The sequence below is a fragment of the Desulfovulcanus ferrireducens genome, assembly GCF_018704065.1.
GTDB lineage: Bacteria > Desulfobacterota > Desulfovibrionia > Desulfovibrionales > Desulfonatronovibrionaceae > Desulfovulcanus > Desulfovulcanus ferrireducens.
The window spans coordinates 25,263-46,831 of the sequence record NZ_JAGUQP010000003.1; the positions used below are offsets into that span (position 1 = coordinate 25,263).

Genomic DNA, 21,569 nt, shown 5'->3' on the forward strand with positions numbered 1-21,569 from the left:
ATGTTCAGTTTTTTTATCTAGGCAGTTTATCCTGTTAGTCAGACTAGAATTTAGAAAAAAATTAATATAATTGAGTACAAATAACAAGTATTCAGTTAACAAATGAAATCTGATAAAAAGGAGTGCCAGATGACCATTCTAATCAAAAACATCCTTCTCGATGATAAACAGGTAGATATCTATATTCGACAGAACCGTTTTGAAAAAATTGGGACAAATTTGAATGAGCAGGCTGATGTGCTTATAGATGGACAGGATAAAGCCATCTTACCCTCGTTTATCAATAGCCATACCCATGCAGCTATGACTCTTCTAAGGGGGTATGCTGACGATTTGGAACTCCATACCTGGCTTACAAAGTATATCTGGCCTTTTGAACAAAACCTCACCCAGGAAGATGTGTATTTGGGAACCAAATTGGCCTGTTTGGAGATGATTAAGTCCGGAACCACTTTTTTCAGTGACATGTATTGGTATATGCCCGGTACATTACAGGCTGTTGAGGATATGGGTCTACGCGCCGCCCTTTCTTCTGTTTTCATTGATTTTAATGATCCCAAAAAGGCAAAAAAATTCAGGAAACGAACCAGGGAGTTTTTTGCTGAGCATACGGATACGGAAAGAATAATTTTCACTCTAGGTCCGCATGCCATTTATACTGTATCCAAAGAATCGTTGATCTGGCTCAAAGAATTTGCCCAGGAAAAAAATCTTCTTATTCATATACACATTGCTGAGACCAAAAAAGAGGTAGATGATTGCCTTAATGAACATGGTCTGACACCGGTGCGTTACTTAGAAAAAATTGGTTTTCTAGGCCCGAATATCATTTCCTGCCACAATATCTGGGTTGACGAGGAGGAGATGGATATTCTGGCAAAGCATGAGGTAAAAATCGTCCATAATCCGGTATCAAATATGAAGCTTTGTTCCGGCATTTTCCCTTACGCGAAGCTAAAAGAGCGTGATTTATGTATCGGCCTGGGTACCGACGGTTGCGCGTCCAATAATAACCTGGACATGCTTGAAGAGATGAAGGTGGCCACACTTTTGGCCAAAATATCCTCCAATGATCCAACGAATTTTACAGCTAAAGAGGCCTTTGACTGCGCCACTATTAACGGAGCCAAAATCTTTGGCCTGGATATCGGAGAAATTGCTCCAGGCAAACTAGCTGACTGTATTCTGGTTGATTTAAATCACCCGCAGCTTGTTCCCAACCATAACCTGATTTCGAACATGGTCTACGCTGCAAGTGGCGAGTGTGTACACACCACCATTTGCAATGGTCAAATTTTGATGCATGACAGGCAGGTGCCCGGCGAGAAAGAATTGATTGCAGAAGTCAAGGATAGAATCAGTAAAAAGTTAAGAAAATAGAAAGATGAGGTATTAAAAGACAAAATGAGCAGCCCCTGAGGCTAGGATATACCTTGCCATGAGGCTCGCTACTAAAATTTACTTTTGCACGCGTATTCGCTAAGCCTCGTGGCCTTTTGAGCTCGAGGTCAAAAGACACTGCTAAGTTGAGGACAAAATTAAAATGCTTATTATTTACACAGGTCAAGGCAAAGGAAAAACTTCTGCTGCAACGGGGCAGGCCATAAGAGCCTTGGGACAAGGCCTTGTTGTCGTTTTTGGCCAGTTTCTTAAACGAGATGGCCAAGCCGGGGAACAGAAGATACTAGGAAACCTTTTGGGGCAAAACTTTTGGGCTTCTGGTATCGGTTTCTTTCGCCAGGAAACCGAAAGGAAAAAACACCAAAAAAAGGTTCTGGAACTTCTACAATGGGCAGAGCAAAAAGTAGATTCTGGCATAGATATGCTCATTTTGGATGAGGCTATCTATGTTTTAAATATGAATCTACTGCAAAGACAAGATATAGAGAATCTTATCACCCATTGTAGAGAACATGATGTGCATTTAGTTCTTACAGGCAGAGGGGCCCCTGAATGGTTGATTGAGCAGGCTGACCTGGTTTCAGAAATAAGGGAAGTTAAGCACCCGTATCGAACAGGAATCAAAGCCCAAAAGGGAATTGAATTTTGAGTTTGTTGTGTTTATCCCGCCTTTGGCGGGATAACAAAAGCTATTCCCACCGTCCCGCAATCTCATGCCCACAAAACTCGCATTTACCTTCCTTTAAGTGCTGATCGGTTATTTGAAATCCCATTCTGGTGATAATTTTCTTACTACAGGCCGGACAGTAGGTATTTTCACCACTATGCCCGGGTACATTTCCGGTATAGACATAGTCCAGGCCTGTCTCCTTACCGATTGTATAAGCCCGCTCCAGGGTGGAGATAGGTGTTGAAGGTCTGTCGGTCATTTTATAGGCCGGATAAAATTTAGAAATATGCCAGGGCGTGTCTTGACTAAGATTGTGGTAGATAAATGAGGCTATCTTCTTTAGTTCATCATCCGAATCATTGAGGCCAGGGATAATAAGGGTGGTTACTTCCAGCCACCAACCCATTTTTTTTATCCTTTCCAAGTTTTTGAGCACTGGCTTTAGCTTGGCGCCGCAATAGTTCTGATAAAATTTTTCAGTAAATGCCTTGAGATCAATGTTGACCGCATCAATATAGGGTTCAAGTTCTTCCAGACACTCGGGACTTTGAAAACCATTGCTGACCAGAATGTTTTTGATCCCTTCTTTCTGGGCCAGACGAGCAGTTTCCATAACCAGCTCAATAAAAATAGTCGGCTCAGAATAAGTATAGGAAATACTGGCAGCTCCATATTTTTGAGCAAGAAGAACAATTTCCTTGGCGGAAAGCACCTCACCCTGCACGGGTTTGTTTGGCTTGGGGCCTTGGGAGAGAGAATAGTTTTGACAAAAAGTGCAGGAAAAATTGCACCCCATGGTGCCAATGGAAAAACTTTTAGTACCAGGATAAAAATGATACAGGGGCTTTTTTTCAATCGGGTCAAGATTCATAGCAGCTACACGATCTTTGACCAAGGTCATTAGCTGGCCATTATCATTATAGCGTACCCCGCACTTCCCCCTTTCTCCAGGTTTAATCAGGCAAAAATGACTGCATAAACGACATTGAACGATATCTTCTTTATACGGTTTCCATAAAATGGCCTGTTGCATAAGCAACCTCCTGAAAATAGACATTGGTTAAAGATTTTAGTTTCAATAAAAAATTTTTATCAATGGAGCCACAAAGTTTATGGCAGGATTACTCAACTTTCTGACATGATTAACATCCTCAAATTACTACACAATTGAAGAGTGCATTTTCTGAAATGCATTACAAACGGCTTGGGTAACACATCTTGGCGAAGATTGCGGAAGCGCTGTGCATAGGGAGGTTGTTCCATCGAACTTTCGAAACCCATCATAACAACAGAAAAGGCATTAAGTAACATTTTATTGACTAACCCCATTATGCACAGCCCGCAAGCAAGCCTTAGATGTGTCCAAGTCTTTGTCAGCATTGAAGAAAATGTGCTCGTAAATTAACTCCGAAAGTTGAGGCAAGATTATTTAACTAAGGTACCGTTTAAATTGACGTGGATATTAATTTCCGGACTGATAATAACTTGCTCAAAGTCGCAAGTGTTTTCCTGGTCTTGCTCCATGGGTGAAACTTCTATAATAAAGTCACCTGTCCCAGACTCTTTACCAATGAAGATTCCTGTTTGATTTTTTGTGCCGATAAAAATATCCTGTCTTTCTCTCGAAAGGACAGGACTGGCCGCAACCAAAAGGAATGGTAAGGTAAGGATAATTTTTTTGAGCCCCATAATTTTACCTTGAATTTAGTCAAATAGACAAGTATTGTTTTTTAATTAAGCATGAACATAATAATTGTACAGGGATTTTTTTTAAAATACTCAAACTTAAATTAAGATATCTCAACTTTACGAGTTATCTAACACCCTACAATTTCTATCCTTTTGGAGATCGCATTTTCTGAAAATCATTGCAAAGGACTTGGTAACAGAATCTGTGCCCAAACCCTATTTTAACCGCTGATTGAAAGTCCTGGTTTCTGAAAAGCATTACAAACGACTTGGGTAACCCAATCTTGGTAGAAGCTTGCGGGAAAGCTGCGCATGGGAAGACTACCCCACAAATTTTTCGAACTACATCATGAATGCAGAAAATGTTTTGAATAACATTTAACTAAAAACTCTCTTTATGCACAGCCCTTAAGTAAACCTTATATGTGTCCAACTCTTTGTTAACATTGAAGAAAAAGTACTCTCCATTTAACTCGTAAAGTTGAATTAAGATTGTCAATAAATTTTATATATTAAGGAGAAAAGATGAACAACAGAGATCGGGCTTATAAAGAAGCAGGGGTTGATATTCAGGCCGGAAATCGGCTTGTCCAAAGTATTAAATCCATTGTGGCCAGCACTTTTACCAAGGGTGTCATGACCGATATCGGAGGTTTTGGCGGACTTTTTCGCCCGAATTTAAATCATATCCAAGACCCGGTTTTGGTAGCGTCCACAGATGGAGTGGGCACAAAGCTAAAATTGGCCTTTACCTTTGATATACACAACACCATTGGTCTTGATTTAGTAGCAATGAGTGTCAACGACATTGTTGTGCAAGGAGCTAAGCCTTTATTTTTTCTGGACTATTTTGCTACCGGCAAACTTGAGATTGAAAAAGCACAGCAAGTAATTGAGGGCATAGCCAATGGATGTAAACAGGCTGGATGTGCCTTGCTCGGGGGTGAAACAGCAGAGATGCCGGATTTCTATGCCCCTGGAGAGTATGATCTGTCTGGATTTTGTGTTGGTATTGTGGATAATAAAAAAATAATTGACGGGTCTGGAATAAGAAACGGGGACATCATTATTGGCCTGGCTTCCTCTGGGCTTCATTCCAACGGTTACTCTCTGGTCCGAAAGCTCTTGGCCGACTCTAGTCTGAAAGGTGATGATACTTTTCCCGGAACAGAACAAAAAGTAAGTGAAGTTCTTCTCGAACCAACCAAAATCTATACGCCCGTTATTTTAAATCTACTTCGAGATATGGAAATCAAGGGACTTGTCCATATCACGGGAGGAGGCTTCTATGATAATATCCCCCGAGTTTTACCCAAGGGGTTAAAAGCGCGCATTACTTTTGGTCAATGGGCAATACACCCAGTTTTCAACTGGCTAAAAGATTTGGGAGGCCTCTCCTGGGAGGAAATGCTTCAAATCTTTAATTGCGGGATTGGATTTATGATTGTTGTTTCTCCAGAAATAAAAGAGGATGTTCTGTCCCGTTTGAACGCCTTGGATTGTCCGGCTTGGGAAATTGGACAAATTGATGCAAAAAAGGAAGGGGAAGAAGCGGTTCAAGTTTTGTTTTAACTTATATGAGTTGCCGGGGAGAAAGGCCAAAAGCCCCTCCCCCATTTACCCAACACCTCAACTTTCTGACACGATTAACATCCTCAAATTACTTCACAATTGAAGAGTGCATTTTCTGAAATGCATTACAAACGGGTTGGGTAACACATCTTGGCGAAGATTGCGGAAGTGCTGGGCATAGGGAGGTTATTCCATCGAACTTTCGAAACCCATCATAACAACAGAAAAGGCATTAAATATAATATTCTATTGACTAACCCCATTATGCACAGCCCGCAAGCAAGCCTTAGATGTGTCCAGGTCTTTGTTAGCATTGAATAAAATGCGCTCGCAAATTAACTCAGAAAGCTGAGCCCAACACTTCAAATCTTAACCCAAATAGGGGTTAAAATAACCGAAATTTACCCAGGGACAATTCTTTTTTATTCTTTTCAAAAAATTTTTAAGCCCTAGTCGCGGCCCCAGGTTAGCTTTGATGTGATCTAAATAGAGCTCTGGATCGATATTTAAGTTGCGCATCTGGATAAAATCCAGCTTGGTCTCTTGAATTAAAGCAATCAGACTCTCAACCTCTTGTTCAGTGTCGTTTATACCCGGGAAAAATAGATAATTTAAAGAGACAAAAAGATTATTTTTTTTAGCCTCACGAATGGACTGGACCACCTGGTCAAAAGTATAATTTTGCGGACGATAATAACTTGTATATCTCTCCCTGTCCGCACTATTTAGACTAACCCGAATGGATGTTAGTCCGGCCAAGGCCAACGGAGCTATGGTTTCAGGCTGGCTGGCATTAGTATTGATATTAATAGTCCCCTTACCTCCCTTCAAACGAAAAGCTTCAATAGCGGAAAGAATTAATTTTGCCTCAGTTAATGGTTCTCCTTCACACCCCTGCCCAAAAGAATAAATAGGTTTCTTTTCTTTCTGTCCGTGCCAGGACATTATCTGAACTATTTCATCGCTGGTTGGGGTAAAATCGATTCTATTCTGCGTAGATGGAAAACCAGAATCTTTTGGCTGAAGAGAAATACAGCCAATACAGCGGGCATTGCAAGACCTGGATGTGGGGAGTGGAGCCTCAAACCTACCCAGGGCCAAGTTTTTAGCTGCCGGGCAACAATAATTTAAGGCACACCTGGCAAGATGTTTCACCAGACGGTTACGAGGATATTTTTTTAAAAGTCTGTGTGCTCCGATATTGATCTTCTTTTGTGGAATGTGGGCAAAAACCTGTCGCCTATCTTTGTCTATCTGTTTGGCTGCCACCCAAAATTTACCCTGAAAATATCCTACCGCTCCATAAGCAAAAAGAGGAAGCCTGGGAGCTCTCTCTCCTGTTAAATATGCTGGCAGTCCAGCTAGAGTGTAGCCCGGACAGACAAAAGCAGCTACGGCCGTCCCTTCAATAGCTTCGATATTGCCTGTTTGAGGATCAAACCCCAGGGCTCGTCTATCCGGCAATAAGTAAAGTTCGCTTTCAGGAGGTAAGGGAATGAGCTCATCAGGACGGGGCAAGGCAAAGTCATTTCCCTGGCGGCAGAGCATTTTTAAACCAGGCTCATCATAAATATTGCCCTGTTCATCAGCATAAACCAAGTTAGGAAGAAAATGTTTCATTATACTTAAACCCTTGATTTAGAGCAGGCTAAGTCAAACCCGGCCCTACAATAACATTCGTAAAGAAAACTTTTACCATTGTAACACATGGTGCAGAGTTGCCAATTGTGCACTGCGAGAACGATGGAACAAGAGACAAAAAAAGGCAGAACCACTATTGTGGCCCTGCCTTTCATGAGGGGAAGTGTCATTTTTACTAACGTTTTGAGTATTGGTACCTGGCTCTCGCACCGCGCTGGCCGTATTTCTTTCTTTCTTTGACTCGAGCATCGCGGGTCAAAAATCCGGCTTTTTTTAGTACAGGTCGAAGTTCAGGGTCAAAGTCTAGAAGAGCCCTGCTTATACCGTGCTTGATGGCTTGGGCTTGTCCGGCCAGCCCTCCTCCTTTAACATTGACCTTAATATCAAATTTACCTGCGGTCTTGGTCAACTCTAGAGGCTGTTTAATAATCATTTGCAAGGTGGCCCGAGGAAAATACTCATTATACGGGCGACCATTGACAATAATTTGACCACTCCCATTATAAAGCCTTGTGCGTGCAATTGATGTCTTTCTTCTGCCTGTACCGTAGAAAAAATCTTGAGTCATAGCTATCTCCAACTATACTATTTAGAATTCCAAAGCTTGAGGTTGTTGAGCACCATGTGGATGATCAGGGCCTGAATAAACTTTTAACTTTTTCAGCATAGCCCGGCCTAGACGATTTTTGGGAAGCATTCCCCTAACGGCACGCCTGATCACTTCTTCCGGCTTGTTTTCCATCATTTCAGCTAAAGTCGTCTCTTTCAACCCCCCTGGATAACCAGTATGACGATAATACTTTTTCTTCTCCAGCTTTTGACCTGTAACCTTCACTTTCTTTGCGTTAACAACAACAATAAAGTCTCCAGTGTCAATATGAGGGGCAAACTCAGGCTTATGTTTTCCCCTTAGCCTTTTGGCAATTTCCGTGGCAATCCGACCCAAAGTCTTGCCTTGGGCGTCTACTAAATACCAATTCTTCTGAATTTCTTCCGGCTTTGGGCTATATGTCTTCATATGTCATTTCTCCTCGCTGAACTAAAGAGAGTCTCTATATTTTTTTTTAGCAAGTCTGTCAACTAAAAAAATAAAATAGAGCCTGAAGTTAAAATTTGTCAACCGGTGGATTTCAAGTTAATTCAGAAAGTAACACATTACTTTAACCCCATGGCAAGGTAGAAAAAAGCCATAGATAAAAAAACTGAAACTTGACTTTTAACTTCAAACCCTAAAGTCTAAAAAAAATAAAAAAAACCGGGAACGGAGGAAAAAGTGCCTAGTATAAGAAAGAGTCTTTTGCAACTCATTTTTTCGGGATCCTTTATGAAAAGGTGGAATGATAAGTTAAGGCCCATGGAACTGGTAGAGGTCGACAAACAAGGCCATAAAATGATCCTGGCCTTTGTTCTTTATGTTCTGAACGCAAAAAAAGTACCGGAGGCAGAAAAGGATGCTCTAGCTGAAGAGATAATCCTGGGAGGGATTTTTGATTATCTTTACCGACTGGTTATCACTGATATCAAGCCCCCCATATTTTATAAGATCAAAGCTAACCCTGCCCATTATTATCAACTGACACAGTGGGTCTTGGAGCAATTGCAACCCAGGGTTCAACCTTTGGGAAAAGACTTTTGGCATAAGCTGGAACATTATTTCACTAGTGAAGACAATACTTCTCTGGCTCGCAGAATTTTGGATGCAGCCCACATTTTTGCCAGTCAGTGGGAATTCAGTTTGATCAAGGAATTAAACAAAGAGGATGAAGAGTTAAAAGAGATTGAAGTAAATTTTTTTAACGGATTAAAAAGATACACTGACCTGGTTGGAGTACCCGAATTGATTAATGACCCAAAAACAGAACTGGCCAGATTCATCAATTTATCCGGACAACTCAGGTTTCAAAAAAGATGGTCCCAAACTCCGCGCATCCCAGAAACATCGGTTCTGGGACACATGTTCATTGTTGCCTGTTACGCCTATTTTTTTAGTCTTGCAGTAGGTGCATGCGCAAGAAGGCGACAGAACAATTTTTTTGCTGGTTTGTTCCATGATCTACCAGAACTTTTGACCCGAGATATCATCTCCCCGGTAAAACAATCTGTGAAACGAATTGGAAATCTAATCAAAGAGTATGAATGCAGAGAGCTTGACCGCAGGGTATTTAATCTTTTAAGTGCAGGCGGCTACAAAGACCTGATACATAGACTTAAATATTTTCTGGGTATCGATATAGGCTCTGAATTTGATTCCACAATAATTGTCGATGGTGAAGCCAGAATTGTAACCTGGGAACAGCTCCAAAACCAATATAATGAAGACCGGTTTGATCCCAAGGATGGATACTTGCTAAAAGTGTGTGATAATCTGGCTGCTTTTATTGAAGCGTATACAGCCACCAGAAATGGCATTGTTAACGAACAACTACAGCAGGCCCAGTGGCGAATAAGGAATAAATATCAACAAAGCTCTTTAATAGATGGAGTACATATCGGGGCTTTGTTAGCAGACTTTGATTAGCTTATTAGCCTGTGGCCAAACCCCATTTTAACCGCAGATTGAAAGTCTTGGTTTCTGAAATGCATTACAAACGGCTTGGCTAACCCATCTTAGAGATGCTTGCGGAAAAACAGAGCATCGGGATGAATGGGCTAAATATTTTGCGATGTTGACCATAACTATCGACAAAAAAAGAATATTTATTTACTCAAAATATCCCATTATGCTCTGTCCGCAAGCAAAATTTAGATGGGTCCAAGTCTTTGTACCAGCATGAAAGAAACCAGAACTGAAATAAACCATGGAAATTAAGTTCATAAAAAGGTTTGGCTACAAGCTCAGAAAAAGTGTAACTTGCCAATAAAAAACATAAAGGGAGGCCTTATGTTGTTACGCAAACGTGCTTGGGACATCATGCGGGATGATTTTCCTTATGTTGAGGAAGATGCCAGTCTGAGCAAAGTTATCAGAAAATTAAAGGAGAGTCAGGAAGAAAGTCCAGACAACAACTGTGTCTTGGTCTATTCCAAAAAGAAAAAATTTTTAGGTATAATTTCCATGTGGAATATAATCCAGGCTATGGGTCCATGTCTGCTAAAAGAAGCAAAATTGGGAGAACAGGAAGCTGATTGGGATTTGGCCTTTCATCGAGCCTGTCGCACCTGCTCCCATGTTGGAATCGAGGAACTAATCCAAAAAGACGTCCCCGTGGTTAAACCCAGCGACCCCCTGGCCAGGATAATGGAAATTTTTCTTGATTACCGACGCGGACGCGCCGTAGTCGAGGAAGGAGGAAAAGTGATCGGCCTGATATTACTTTCTGATTTGTATAAAGAAATAGCCCGGGATGTTGAGAAGTGGTAAAAAAATAAGCCAGGGTTTGTCCCTGGCTTATTTTTTATTTATTATGCTCGTCTAGTTGAACGAGAGGCCAGATTTCATCAACATTTTCTACTGTTTTGACCTTAACCTTCCGTCTGAGTTCTCTTGGTATATCTTCCAAGTCTTTTTTGTTCTGAGCGGGAATAATTACCTTTTTTACTCCCGCGCCTACAGCTGCCAGTATCTTTTCCTTAATTCCGCCTACAGGCAACACCCTTCCTCTCAGGGTAATCTCACCAGTCATGGCAATATCATTGCTGACAGATTTATTGGTCAAGGCAGAAATAAGTGCTGTAACCATGGTTACCCCTGCCGAGGGACCATCTTTTGGAGTTGCTCCGGCCGGAACATGGATATGGATATCTTTTTTCTCGGCAAAATCATCATCCAGATTGAACTTATGGGCTCGACTCCGAGCATAGCTCAAGGCAGCCTGAGCACTTTCCTTCATGACATCTCCCATCTGACCGGTAAGGATAAGTTTTCCTTTACCCGGCATTATGCTAACCTCAATATGGAGGATTTCGCCTCCATAAGGAGTCCAGGCTAAACCTAGAGCAACTCCAGGCGGAAGTTCCTTCTCTCGATCTTCATCCAGAAACCGGGGGGGGCCTAAAAGCTTGTTCAGTCGCTTAAGTGTGATACGAAAAGGTCCTTTTTTCCCTTCTACCACCATCCTGGCTACCTTGCGACAAATATTGCCTATTTCTCTTTCCAGATTTCTCAGACCTGCTTCCCGGGTATAATATCTGATTGTTTTAGCCAGGACACTATCAGTAATCTGTATGTCCTCAGGTTTAAGACCATTTTCTTTAATTTGTCTTGGCAAAAGATATTTTCTGGCAATTTTAATCTTTTCCTGTTCAGTGTATCCTGGAATTCGGATAGTTTCCATGCGGTCGAGCAAAGCAGGTGGTATCGTATCCAGTATATTAGCGGTACATATAAACATAACTTTGGATAAATCAAAAGGAACATTCAAATAATGGTCAGTAAAGCTGTAATTTTGTTCCGGATCAAGAACTTCGAGCAAAGCCGAAGAAGGATCTCCTCTGAAGTCAGTGCCCACTTTATCTATTTCATCTAGCATAAAAACAGGGTTTTTTGTCCCTGCTTCTTTCATCCCCTGAATAATTCGCCCTGGCATAGAACCAATATACGTCCGGCGATGCCCTCTGATTTCAGCTTCATCACGCATTCCACCCAAAGACATGCGTACAAACTTTCTATTTAAAGCCCGGGCAATAGACCTGCCCAAAGAAGTTTTACCTACTCCCGGAGGTCCGACAAAGCAAAGGATAGGCCCTTTCATTTTGGGGTTTAGTTTTCGTACACTTAAATATTCCAGAATTCTCTCTTTGACCTTTTCCAGATCATAGTGGTCCTCGTTAAGAATTCTTTCTGCCTCTTTTATGTCGATGCGGTCACGAGAAGTCTTCTTCCAAGGTAGTTCAACCAGCCAATCCAGATAAGTGCGGATAACTGTGGCCTCAGAAGATTCGGGGTGCATGCTTTCCAGCCTTTTAAGCTGCTTTTCTGCTTCCTTTAACACTTTGGCCGGCAACCCTGCCTTCTTCAGTGCCTGGCGTAGTTCCTCTATCTCTTCGGCTCCCTCTCCGGTATCACCAAGTTCCTTACGAATCGCTTTAAGCTGCTCTCTTAAAAAATACTCGCGTTGGGCCTTGTCCATGCCTTCCTTGGCCATATTCTGAATCTTGGCCTGCATGGTGGCTACTTCTACTTCTTTGGCTAGCTGTTGATTGACCAGTCTAAGGCGCTCAATGGGATCCTCACATTCCAGAATTTTCTGTGCTTCTGGCGTTTTCATACGCAGGTTTGAGGCAATGAGGTCAGCTAATCTACCATGATCATCAACACTATTTAAAACAGCCATAATTTCTGTGGCATCAATTCCGCGCATGGTTAAAATGCGTTCACTTTGCTCTCTGGCTGCCCTAAGCAGAGCTTCTTCTTCAGGACCAAATTCTTTTACCTCTTTTTCTTTTATCAACTCTACTTCAACCAGATCAAAAGGCTCCTGCTGAAGAAACTCTTTGATCCTAGCCCGCCTTAGTCCTTGGACCAGCACTTTAAGCCGGCCATCAGGCATCTTTAGCATGCGCATAATCATGCCTACAGTACCTGTGTGATAGATATCATCCGGGCCTGGTTCATCTATCTTCTCGTCTTTTTGGGTACAAATTAATATGTATCTATTTTTATTTAGAGCCGCATCAACAGCCTGAATGCTCTTTTCGCGGCCCACAAACAAAGGCAGAATCATGTAGTTAAAAACCACGATATCTCGCACTGCTAAAAGCGGAAGAGTGGTAGGGATATCTAATTCATCAGTTTCGTGTTCATTTTTCTTTTCTTTGATAGGATTTTCACCTTGATCTTGCTCAGAAAACCGAGAATCAAACTTTTCTTCATTCATGGCACTTACTCCATTCCTCATTCGTGATTCGTTAAGAAGAGTGGCTAGGCTTTCACTCTGCTCTCAATATGCTAATATGCTGCCAGTTCCCCTCTATGATGCGAATATAAAAACAAAACTTTGCTATCTATCACTACAATATAAAATAATTAAAAATTCAACATGTTGTCAAAAAATGAAATTTTTTCTAACAATTTTTAGCCTCTTATCTCAAATTTATCGTAAGTCTTGTCATAATCAATGAATTCACAATGAACACTCTCAACACGGCTCAATGGTGAACCCTGGAATAACCGTTTTTTTAACTCATTTAAATTTTCCTCATCACCCTGAGCCAAAATCTCCACCTGTCCCTCTTTCAAGTTCCTGACCCAACCGGTAAGATTCAGGTTTTTGGCCTGATCATGTGTCCAGGCTCGAAAATAAACCCCCTGAACCTTACCACTGACAAGACAATGCATGCTTTTCATGGCTAAATCCTCCTTTTATTGCACAGATGAAAACTTTTTTTTCATTATCTCCCTCTCTGAGCTTACCTTCTTTACATTTTTCTCTCTTCTTGAAAACTAAAATAATTATCTCGAGTAATGATGATATGATCCAGGACTCGAAGTCCCAAGTCTTGAGCAATTCTTTGCAGCCTTTCGGTCAGTTGGAAATCTTGTGGAGAAGGTCTAGGATCACCTCCTGGATGATTGTGTAATAAAATCAACCCACTAGCCTTAAATTCCAACGCCAGGGCAATGACTTCCCTGGGGAAAACAAGGGCTTGATCAACAGTACCGGAACAAAGTTTTTCAAAGGCAAGAAGTCCGTTTTTGGTATCCACCAGAATGATCCAAAATTCTTCAATCTCTAAAAAACAAAGTCTGGTTCTAGCTAGGCTGGCAACTTTTCCCGGAGAATCCAAGACAATTTTAGGCTTGAAATCCGATTGCTCTAACCGGCTCCAAAACTCTCGCCATAAGAGCCAGAAAGTACTGACTCCATGTCCTATACCCGGAGTCTGCTCAAGTTCACTTGTTCTTGCAAAGAGAATTTCTTTAAATGAGCCAAATCGACTCAAAAGCTCTTTTGCAAGAGGCTTAGTGTCCTTACGTGGTAGAGCATAGCCCAAAAGGAGTTCTAATACCTCATGATCCTCTAATAATGATGGTTCTTTGCGTAGCTTTTCCTTTAGTCTCTTCCTATGTCCTAAATAATGAGGCTGATTTTTCATATTAATAGACACTATTTGGGGTTGGGGCAAGAGGTATTTCGTGATTAGCGATAGATCCTGCTACTCAATAAAACAATGAGGAAGCTTTAATTATGAAAATAATCTATTAATTTTGCTGTTAGGATTTCAAGTGCCTGTTCTGCTGTGTACTGGCCGGTTTTAACATTTACTTCAGCTTCCAGGGCCAGATCAAAAATAAGCGAAAGTTTTTTTAAACCAAGTTTTTGAGCCATGCTTTTCTTCTGACTCTTAAGTTTTGGATAAAGGGAGACGTGCTTTTCATCGCCCGTGACTAGCTGCCATAGTATTCTGGCTTCCCGAACCAACAACCCTAAAAAAGGGAAAAAAAAATCTCCACCGCTTTGCTGCTCTCGCAGGACTTTGGACCAAAGCTTGATATCCTGACCTTTGGTCTGTACGCCCTTGAAAAAGGCGAATATATCTATATCCGCATAAGAATTAAGTACAGCAAGGTCAACAAGTTCAATGTGCTCACGCTGCCCTACGTAAAGTTCCAGCTTTTTAAGTTCGTTATTTAAAGTTGTACTGTCCTCAGGGGCCAGACTTACCATGACATTTAAAACCTGGGGAGTAATTTTTTTCCCATGTCTTTTGGCCCATTTTGTAATGTAATCTGGCAAACTAGCCCTGGTTAGTCCTGGATTTTGCCATATCCAGCCCTTTTTTTTGGCTATATCCCAGTATTTTTGCTTCTCAATGACCTTAGGAATTTTAGGTTTGCCTCTCTCCCAGTTTTTTTCCAGACAAAAAAAAGGCCATATACAGGCCTTAAAACCTTTAAGATAGCGACTTAAATCTGACCAGAAGTCTGCCGGCAATTGTTCACAACGGCGCAAAATGATCACTTGGCCGGTACCAAAAAGATCAGGCTGACTTAAAGCCGACCAGAAGTTATCTGACAGGGGTTCATCTCCCCAGAAGATTTTTTTGTTCCACTTTTTATGAGGGAAATTATCCAGCTGTCTCTGAATGTAATCTTGAATAAGACTTAAATCCGGACAGATACAAAAGGTAAAACCTGGTCGATTCATCAAATTGTAGGGGGTTAAATTGTAGAGTTTAAAACCTCACCTCAAATTTCGGAGTTGTCTAACTCACTATAATTTCAACACTTTTGGAGAGCGCATTCTCTGAAATGCATTACAAACGGCTTGGGCAACACATCTTGGCGAAGCTTGCGGAAAAGATGTGCATAGGGAGACTGCCCCATAAAAATTGCGAGATATATCATGAATACAGACTATGCTTTGAATAACATTTAACCAAAAACACCATTTATGCACAGCCCGCAAGTAAGCCTTAGATGTGTCCAAGTCTTTGTTAGCATTGAAGAAAATGTGCTCGTAAATTAACTCCGAAAGTTGAAATCCTCACTTTTTTAAAAACGATTTCCCAGACGATCCAACACCAGGTCCAAGGCCCTTTCCACGGCTTCTTCAGTAGCGACCTTTTTTTCGCTTTCATTATAAAAGGATTTATTTCCATTAATCAAACCAGAAGTCCAGATGAGTGTTTTATCCATGGCGGAGAACATGAGTACTTCTAAAACCACTCGGGCTACATATTTTATTGATTGATCATTTTCACCTTTAATACTGCTAGCCGTAGAAATCTCCTTGATGTTTACTCTTATCAGAACTTCCGCCTTATCCTTGCTCACCCACCTTACCTGGCCACGCCTGGTAAGTTCCTCTCGCAGATAAGACCTTATCTTGGGCTCCAGCCACGACTCCTGTGAAGGATTAACTACTCGTGATATATATAGAGAAGTATAACCCCGCGGCAGGGTTACGGGAGAAAAGGAAGAAAAATGATAGCCACATCCACACAGTAAAAAAATCAACAAAAAGATAATTGGTCGTTGTTTCATTGTTTAAAATTCAGGCATTAAAGGTAAAAAGGCTAACAGGTTAAGATAATAAAATTTTCTTTTAATCTATTCACCTATTAACCTCTTTACCTTTTCACCTTTTATTTAGCTACAATATTTACCAGCTTTTTAGGCACGACAATAACTTTAACGATATTTTTGCCCTGGATATGTCTTTGCACATTGACGTCTGCCAAGGCTTTGCTTTTGATTTCATCCTCGCTTGCCTCTCTGGGAACTGAAATTTTGGCCCTGAGTTTGCCATTGACCTGGATGATAATTAGAATCTCGTCCTTTACAAGGGCTTTTTCATCGTACTCAGGCCACGAGACTTCAGCCAGGCGGGTTTTATATCCCATCTGTTCCCAGAGCTCTTCACAAATATGCGGAGCAATGGGGGATAACAGAACCAGAGCCGTACTAATGGCAGATGACAGAAGCTTTTGTCCGTTTTCTGACTGCTTTAATTCTTCTTTCAAACCATACAGGGTATTGGTGAGTTCCATGATAGCGGCAATGGCCGTATTAAACTGAAACTTATCTTTAACGTCCCGTGATACTTTGAAGATGGTTTCATGTTCCTTACGACGAAGCTCCTTTTCTGGCGAACTCAAGGAGTCACCATCTACTTCAATGGCTACACCAACGGGAGATAAAATGGGTAAAAGTTCCTGAACCAAACGCCAGAGCCGGTTTAAAAATCTGTGTGCCCCCTCGATGCCCGAGTCACTCCATTCCATGTCTTTTTCCGGTGGTGCTGCAAATAAGCAAAAAAGACGCACAGTGTCTGCGCCATAGCGATTAATCATCTCATCAGGGTCAACTACATTGCCCTTGGACTTGGACATTTTGGCCCCGTCTTTTAAGACCATCCCCTGGGTAAGCAGATTGGCAAAAGGTTCATCAATCTCCATATACCCAAGGTCTCTCAGGGCTTTGACAAAGAAACGGGAATAAAGAAGGTGTAAAATAGCATGCTCAATTCCACCAATGTATTGATCCACAGGAAGCCAGTATTTTAGAGCCTCTGGATCAAAGGGAGCGTCATCTTTGCGGGCATCAGTATAACGGGCAAAATACCAGGAGGACTCAACAAAAGTATCCATAGTGTCTGTCTCTCGCTTGGCCGGCCCATTACATCTGGGGCAGGTGGTATGTAAAAACTCCTCATATTCGGGCAATGGAGACCGCCCATCAGGTCTTGTCTTGACATCTAAAGGTAAAACAACTGGCAAGTCCTCTTCTTTAACCGGCACAATGCCGCACTTTTCGCAATAAACCACCGGAATAGGTGCTCCCCAATACCTTTGTCTGGAAATATTCCAATCACGCAGACGATAATTGACTGTCCTTTTACCCAAACCCTTTTCTTCCAGGTACTCAGCAAGCTTTATTTTGGCCTCTTCATTCGGAAGATTATTAAATTGACCAGAATTCACCAGATAGCCCTTTTCTGTATAGGCTGCGTCCATTGTGTCCGGTTCAAGAACTGTGTCTTCCGGCTGAATGACCACCTTGATTGGCAGGTTATATTTCCGGGCAAACTCAAAATCACGCTGATCATGGGCCGGAACAGCCATAACCGCACCGGTTCCATATTCAACCAGGACGAAATTGGCCACATAAATGGGCATTTTAATACCCGTTACAGGATTTATACAATAGCGACCAGTAAAAACACCTTCCTTTTCCAAATCCTCGGACGAACGCACTGTCCGGTCCATTTGGGCAACTTTTTGGATAAAAGCGCGCACATCCTGTTCCTGGTCTGTACCTTGAATTAACTTTTCCACCAGAGGATGCTCTGGTGCCAAACTCATAAAAGTTGCTCCATACAGGGTATCCTGACGGGTGGTGAAAACTGTTATGGACTCATCCATACCATCAACGCTAAAATCGATTTCCATGCCCTCGCTTTTACCGATCCAATTACGCTGCATTGTAAGAACCCGTTCAGGCCAGCCAGAAGACAGTTTGGGCAGAAAATCCAGGAGTTCTTCAGCATAGTCTGTTATCCGTAAAAACCACTGCTCAAGCTCTTTTTGTTCCACCAGAGAGTCACAACGCCAGCATAAACCCTCTTCCACCTGCTCGTTAGCAAGGACTGTCTGACATTTAGGGCACCAATTAACTGGAGATTTCTTACGATAAACTAAACCCTTTTCCAAAAACTTAAGAAAAAATAATTGTTCCCACTTGTAATATTTGGGGTGGCAGGTGGCCAGCTCTCTGGACCAGTCATAAGAATATCCAAGTCGCTTTAGTTCTTCACGCATATAGTCTATATTTTCATAGGTCCATTTGGCTGGATGCACATTTCGTTTAATGGCAGCGTTTTCTGCTGGCAGACCAAAGGCATCCCAACCCATAGGGTGAAGAACATTATAACCCTGCATACGCTTAAGCCTGGCCACGACATCACCTATGGAATAATTGCGTACATGTCCCATGTGGATTCGGCCTGAGGGATAGGGAAACATCTCCAGTACATAGTACTTAGGGCGGTCATCCTTATGTGTAACTTGAAAATATTTCTCTTTCTCCCATATTTCTTGCCACTTTTGTTCTATTTCCTGGGGATTATAATTTTTCACTGCCATTTCCTTCTCCATCTAAGTTATAAGTTGTTGTTCAGCGCAACCTTTTTTCAAATTGAACAACAAGTTGTCTGGCTCCTGTTTAGAATTTACAATATTATTTTTTAAATTTATTAAAAATGTATGGGATCAAACAAACAGCGTATTACAGATAATTTCTTGTAACTTTAACACATTCTGTAAAGTTGCAAGTTTTAACTGACTAGTTTTCTCTTTTAAAAAAATTTAAAGCTTTAAACTTAAAACTTAAAGCTTTTTTATTTTGCTCATTTTGCTGCTCATCAACGGACCTTAATGTTAGATCATATTTTGGCCGCAAGACTAAATGGGTAAAACTCTTTTCCCATTTCTGAACTTCTTTTTTTATTATATCTTTTTCGCCTTTGACCGGGAGATAAACAATTGCATCAACATTATACTCCGGCCAGAAAAGAGAACCCCACTTAGACATGGCCTGATCAAGTGGAAGATGAAAAATATTAATTAGATCAAAAATATTTAAGCACCACTGGTGCAAGTGCAAATTAGTCAGGCATTTGGCTAGGTCAGCCGTCCATGCCTCAGCCGGTTTATTAGGAGAAACATAGTAATGAAGCTCCCAGACTCGATTATCATGATGTGGCCAAGACTTAATAGTCGGATATGATGACTGATCTTGAATAAGCTCAGGCAAAAAAATGCGAGGTAAATCCGTAGGACAAGAATTAAAATCCCTTACAAATCCCAAATTTACCATTTTCTACATCTCTAGCCACAGCATCGAGGATACCATTGACAAAGTTTCTGGAATTTTCATCCCCGAATAATTTAGAAAGCTCTACGGCCTCATTAATTGCTACCTTTAAGGGGATATCTTCTCGCTTGATCATCTCATAAAGAGCCAGCCTAAGTATAGTCAGTTCAATTTTGGCAATACGCTCGATCTTCCAGTTCCTGGAATATGAGGCAATGATCTGGTCTAACTCTTTGTAATTCTGGCCAACTCCTTGAATTAATTCCCAAGCAAAGGAACTCTCTTTAGGTAGAGGAGTCTTGCTTGGATCAGGAAAATTATCATAAGTGCGCTCTAAATGTTCCATGCTTTGATCGGAAAAATTCATAGAGTAAAGGACCTGAAAGGCATAAATACGCTGCGCACGCCTGGAATTTGAGCCTTTATTACTCTTAAGTCGATCCTGCTTTTCGCGAGACGCTCCGCTTTTTAATTCTGAAGAATTTTTGTTTTTTTGAAGATTCATTGATTTGTAAACTTCCCCCCGCTTTCCGCGGGACGCTCCGCTACATGCTTATTTAAATTTGTTCAAGGACCCGAATCGTTTCCAAAACTGCTGCCGCTGCCTCAACACCCTTGTTGCCTGCTTTACTGCCGGCACGTTCAATGGCCTGCTCCAGGGTGTCTGTAGTCAGGACGCCAAATCCAATGGGAGTTCCGGTTTCCAGTGATGTCTGAGCAATGCCTTTGCTGACCTCGGCGGCCACATAATCAAAATGAGGAGTGGCTCCGCGAATAACCGCGCCCAGACAGATAATACCGTCATATTCATTTTTCTGGGCCAATTTTTTAGCCACTACAGGCATTTCAAAGGCTCCGGGAATTTTGACAATGGTTAAATTCTCTCGCAGGGCCCCATGACGGACAAGATAATCAACCGCCCCACCAACCAGTTTGTCCACGATAAAATCGTTGAACCGGCTAGCTACAAGGGCAAATTTTAAATCCTTGGCATCTAACTTGCCTTCAATGATATTGATGTCTGACATCTTAATACTCCTTCATTAAATGGCGAGTGATAACAATCGCACACATCACATGACTATTACTCATTAACTCTTCATTTTCAAAAGATGACCCATTTTTTCCTTTTTGGTCTTTAAATAACAGAGATTTTCTTCACAAGGCTGCACTTCAATAGGCACCCTTTCCACCACTTCAAGACCATAACCTTCAAGACCAATAATTTTCTTGGGATTATTGGTCATAAGACGCATTTTGCTTATCCCAAGGTCCACCAGGATTTGGGCCCCAATGCCATAATCCCTTAAATCCGGGGCGAACCCAAGCTCTAGATTGGCTTCAACAGTGTCTTTGCCCTGATCCTGCAGAGCATAGGCCCGAATTTTATTACCCAGACCGATTCCTCGGCCTTCCTGGCGCATATACAGAATGACTCCCTGTCCTTCCTGTTCTACCATTTGCATGGCAGTTGTCAGCTGATTGCCACAATCACAACGCAATGAGCCAAACACATCTCCAGTCAGACATTGGCTGTGCACTCTCACCAGAACTGGGTCATCTTTCTCCCACTCTCCCTTGACCAAGGCCAAGTGCGTATAATCATCTATCTCACTCTCATAGGCAATGGCTTTAAAATGGCCATAACTAGTGGGAAGATCGGCTTCAGCGACTCTATGTACAAGAGAGTCAAATTTAGATCTATATCTAATAAGATCCTCAATAGTACAAATCTTTAAATTATGCTCAGCAGCAAACTTTTCAAGATCTGGCATTCTGGCCATATTCCCGTCGTCACGCATGATTTCGCAGATGACAGCAGCAGGTTTAAGTCCTGCCAGACGGGCAAGATCAACGCTGCCTTCAGTCTGACCGGCTCTGACCAACACGCCTCCCTTCCTGGCCCGTAAAGGGAACACATGGCCTGGGGTGGCGATATCATCAGGGGTTACATCGTCCTGCACAGCTGTAAGTATTGTTGTAGCTCGATCATAAGCAGAAATACCTGTTGTCACCCCCTGCTTGGCCTCAATGGACACAGTAAAAGCCGTACCAAACTTAGAGGTATTCTTTTGGGCCATCATGGGCAAACCCAATTTGTCCACCCACTCGGGAGCCAGAGCCAGACAGATGAGCCCCCTACCGTATTTGGCCATAAAGTTAATGGCTTCAGGGGTGATTTTCTCCGCGGCAATGGTCAAGTCCCCTTCGTTCTCACGATCTTCGTCATCAACTAAAATAACCATCCGTCCCTGACGGATTTCTTCGATGGCTTCTTCAATAGTACATTTAGGCATAGTAACCCCTCTGTTTATCAGTTTTGCTCATAGCTGACAGCTC

The 21,569-nt window shown here is 41.8% G+C and carries 20 protein-coding genes; 5 read left to right on the forward strand and 15 right to left on the reverse strand.

All coding sequences use genetic code 11. The annotated features are described in order from the left end of the window. Positions 1-129 precede the first annotated feature (129 nt). Positions 130-1,380 (forward strand): amidohydrolase, encoded by a 1,251-nt coding sequence (locus tag KFV02_RS01840; RefSeq protein WP_252379831.1) that lies wholly within the window; start codon positions 130-132, stop codon positions 1,378-1,380. A 163-nt stretch (positions 1,381-1,543) separates the two neighbouring features. Further along, complete coding sequence (locus KFV02_RS01845) at positions 1,544-2,050, forward strand: cob(I)yrinic acid a,c-diamide adenosyltransferase (protein WP_252379832.1); 507 nt, start codon at positions 1,544-1,546, stop codon at positions 2,048-2,050. A gap of 40 nt (positions 2,051-2,090) precedes the next feature. Here KFV02_RS01845 and amrS read toward each other — a convergent pair whose 3' ends face one another. Further along, entirely contained in the window at positions 2,091-3,104 is a 1,014-nt protein-coding gene (amrS, locus tag KFV02_RS01850) for an AmmeMemoRadiSam system radical SAM enzyme (protein ID WP_252379833.1), read from the reverse strand. A gap of 392 nt (positions 3,105-3,496) precedes the next feature. Continuing rightward, the gene (locus tag KFV02_RS01855) at positions 3,497-3,760 is read right to left on the reverse strand and encodes a hypothetical protein (RefSeq protein ID WP_252379834.1); all 264 of its coding nucleotides are present in this window, start codon (positions 3,758-3,760) and stop codon (positions 3,497-3,499) included. Between the two features lie 525 nt (positions 3,761-4,285). Between KFV02_RS01855 and purM the strand changes: the two genes are divergently transcribed. Continuing rightward, positions 4,286-5,332: a phosphoribosylformylglycinamidine cyclo-ligase gene (gene purM / locus KFV02_RS01860; protein WP_252379835.1), complete on the forward strand. Its 1,047-nt coding sequence runs from the start codon at positions 4,286-4,288 to the stop codon at positions 5,330-5,332. Positions 5,333-5,701: 369 nt separating this feature from the next. On the opposite strand, the gene KFV02_RS01865 is transcribed toward purM, so the two are convergent. The 3 genes from KFV02_RS01865 to rplM form a co-directional block, all read right to left on the reverse strand. Then, positions 5,702-6,952, reverse strand: a complete 1,251-nt coding sequence (locus tag KFV02_RS01865) for a radical SAM family protein (RefSeq protein ID WP_252379836.1) — start codon at positions 6,950-6,952, stop codon at positions 5,702-5,704. Between the two features lie 196 nt (positions 6,953-7,148). After that, the gene (rpsI, locus tag KFV02_RS01870; protein ID WP_252379837.1) at positions 7,149-7,541 is read right to left on the reverse strand and encodes a 30S ribosomal protein S9; all 393 of its coding nucleotides are present in this window, start codon (positions 7,539-7,541) and stop codon (positions 7,149-7,151) included. 21 nt (positions 7,542-7,562) lie between these two features. Then, positions 7,563-7,991: a 50S ribosomal protein L13 gene (gene rplM, locus KFV02_RS01875; protein WP_252379838.1), complete on the reverse strand. Its 429-nt coding sequence runs from the start codon at positions 7,989-7,991 to the stop codon at positions 7,563-7,565. A 255-nt stretch (positions 7,992-8,246) separates the two neighbouring features. Here rplM and KFV02_RS01880 point away from each other — a divergent pair, with 255 nt between their 5' ends. Together KFV02_RS01880 and KFV02_RS01885 are read left to right on the forward strand one after the other, a co-directional pair. Next, a complete protein-coding gene (locus KFV02_RS01880) occupies positions 8,247-9,491 on the forward strand; it encodes an HD domain-containing protein (protein WP_252379839.1) in 1,245 nt (414 codons plus the stop codon). A gap of 363 nt (positions 9,492-9,854) precedes the next feature. Further along, positions 9,855-10,334, forward strand: a complete 480-nt coding sequence (locus KFV02_RS01885) for a CBS domain-containing protein (protein WP_252379840.1) — start codon at positions 9,855-9,857, stop codon at positions 10,332-10,334. 34 nt (positions 10,335-10,368) lie between these two features. On the opposite strand, the gene lon is transcribed toward KFV02_RS01885, so the two are convergent. The 10 genes from lon to KFV02_RS01935 all read right to left on the reverse strand — a co-directional run bounded on the left by lon (position 10,369) and on the right by KFV02_RS01935 (position 21,526). Then, positions 10,369-12,789, reverse strand: a complete 2,421-nt coding sequence (lon, locus tag KFV02_RS01890; RefSeq protein ID WP_252379841.1) for an endopeptidase La — start codon at positions 12,787-12,789, stop codon at positions 10,369-10,371. A 197-nt stretch (positions 12,790-12,986) separates the two neighbouring features. Beyond that, entirely contained in the window at positions 12,987-13,259 is a 273-nt protein-coding gene (locus KFV02_RS01895) for an acylphosphatase (protein WP_252379842.1), read from the reverse strand. Positions 13,260-13,330: 71 nt separating this feature from the next. Beyond that, entirely contained in the window at positions 13,331-14,008 is a 678-nt protein-coding gene (gene radC / locus KFV02_RS01900; RefSeq protein ID WP_252379843.1) for a RadC family protein, read from the reverse strand. Positions 14,009-14,094: 86 nt separating this feature from the next. Continuing rightward, positions 14,095-15,060 carry a DNA polymerase III subunit delta gene (holA, locus tag KFV02_RS01905; RefSeq protein ID WP_252379844.1) on the reverse strand — a complete coding sequence of 322 codons (966 nt, stop codon included), beginning with the start codon at positions 15,058-15,060 and terminating at the stop codon, positions 14,095-14,097. A 347-nt stretch (positions 15,061-15,407) separates the two neighbouring features. Then, on the reverse strand, positions 15,408-15,899 hold the full coding sequence (lptE, locus tag KFV02_RS01910) for an LPS assembly lipoprotein LptE (RefSeq protein WP_252379845.1): 492 nt from the start codon (positions 15,897-15,899) through the stop codon (positions 15,408-15,410). 101 nt (positions 15,900-16,000) lie between these two features. Next, positions 16,001-18,499, reverse strand: coding sequence for a leucine--tRNA ligase (gene leuS, locus KFV02_RS01915; RefSeq protein ID WP_252379846.1), 2,499 nt, complete (start codon positions 18,497-18,499; stop codon positions 16,001-16,003). A 199-nt stretch (positions 18,500-18,698) separates the two neighbouring features. Continuing rightward, positions 18,699-19,232, reverse strand: coding sequence for a hypothetical protein (locus KFV02_RS01920; RefSeq protein ID WP_252379847.1), 534 nt, complete (start codon positions 19,230-19,232; stop codon positions 18,699-18,701). Continuing rightward, on the reverse strand, positions 19,201-19,734 hold the full coding sequence (gene nusB, locus KFV02_RS01925; RefSeq protein WP_252379848.1) for a transcription antitermination factor NusB: 534 nt from the start codon (positions 19,732-19,734) through the stop codon (positions 19,201-19,203). Before nusB ends, KFV02_RS01920 begins: the two co-directional genes overlap by 32 nt. A 52-nt stretch (positions 19,735-19,786) precedes the next feature. Then, positions 19,787-20,257 carry a 6,7-dimethyl-8-ribityllumazine synthase gene (ribH, locus tag KFV02_RS01930; protein ID WP_252379849.1) on the reverse strand — a complete coding sequence of 157 codons (471 nt, stop codon included), beginning with the start codon at positions 20,255-20,257 and terminating at the stop codon, positions 19,787-19,789. A gap of 63 nt (positions 20,258-20,320) precedes the next feature. Continuing rightward, positions 20,321-21,526 (reverse strand): bifunctional 3,4-dihydroxy-2-butanone-4-phosphate synthase/GTP cyclohydrolase II, encoded by a 1,206-nt coding sequence (locus KFV02_RS01935; RefSeq protein WP_252379850.1) that lies wholly within the window; start codon positions 21,524-21,526, stop codon positions 20,321-20,323. Positions 21,527-21,569 lie beyond the last annotated feature (43 nt).

Coding starts and splice junctions, on each gene's coding strand:
- KFV02_RS01840 (WP_252379831.1), top strand. CDS start 130: ATGACCATTCTAATCAAAAACATCCTTCTCGATGATAAACAGGTAGAT.
- KFV02_RS01845 (WP_252379832.1), top strand. CDS start 1,544: ATGCTTATTATTTACACAGGTCAAGGCAAAGGAAAAACTTCTGCTGCA.
- amrS (WP_252379833.1), bottom strand. CDS start 3,104: ATGCAACAGGCCATTTTATGGAAACCGTATAAAGAAGATATCGTTCAA.
- KFV02_RS01855 (WP_252379834.1), bottom strand. CDS start 3,760: ATGGGGCTCAAAAAAATTATCCTTACCTTACCATTCCTTTTGGTTGCG.
- purM (WP_252379835.1), top strand. CDS start 4,286: ATGAACAACAGAGATCGGGCTTATAAAGAAGCAGGGGTTGATATTCAG.
- KFV02_RS01865 (WP_252379836.1), bottom strand. CDS start 6,952: ATGAAACATTTTCTTCCTAACTTGGTTTATGCTGATGAACAGGGCAAT.
- rpsI (WP_252379837.1), bottom strand. CDS start 7,541: ATGACTCAAGATTTTTTCTACGGTACAGGCAGAAGAAAGACATCAATT.
- rplM (WP_252379838.1), bottom strand. CDS start 7,991: ATGAAGACATATAGCCCAAAGCCGGAAGAAATTCAGAAGAATTGGTAT.
- KFV02_RS01885 (WP_252379840.1), top strand. CDS start 9,855: ATGTTGTTACGCAAACGTGCTTGGGACATCATGCGGGATGATTTTCCT.
- lon (WP_252379841.1), bottom strand. CDS start 12,789: ATGAATGAAGAAAAGTTTGATTCTCGGTTTTCTGAGCAAGATCAAGGT.
- KFV02_RS01895 (WP_252379842.1), bottom strand. CDS start 13,259: ATGAAAAGCATGCATTGTCTTGTCAGTGGTAAGGTTCAGGGGGTTTAT.
- radC (WP_252379843.1), bottom strand. CDS start 14,008: ATGAAAAATCAGCCTCATTATTTAGGACATAGGAAGAGACTAAAGGAA.
- holA (WP_252379844.1), bottom strand. CDS start 15,060: ATGAATCGACCAGGTTTTACCTTTTGTATCTGTCCGGATTTAAGTCTT.
- lptE (WP_252379845.1), bottom strand. CDS start 15,899: ATGAAACAACGACCAATTATCTTTTTGTTGATTTTTTTACTGTGTGGA.
- leuS (WP_252379846.1), bottom strand. CDS start 18,499: ATGGCAGTGAAAAATTATAATCCCCAGGAAATAGAACAAAAGTGGCAA.
- KFV02_RS01920 (WP_252379847.1), bottom strand. CDS start 19,232: ATGGTAAATTTGGGATTTGTAAGGGATTTTAATTCTTGTCCTACGGAT.
- nusB (WP_252379848.1), bottom strand. CDS start 19,734: ATGAATCTTCAAAAAAACAAAAATTCTTCAGAATTAAAAAGCGGAGCG.
- ribH (WP_252379849.1), bottom strand. CDS start 20,257: ATGTCAGACATCAATATCATTGAAGGCAAGTTAGATGCCAAGGATTTA.
- KFV02_RS01935 (WP_252379850.1), bottom strand. CDS start 21,526: ATGCCTAAATGTACTATTGAAGAAGCCATCGAAGAAATCCGTCAGGGA.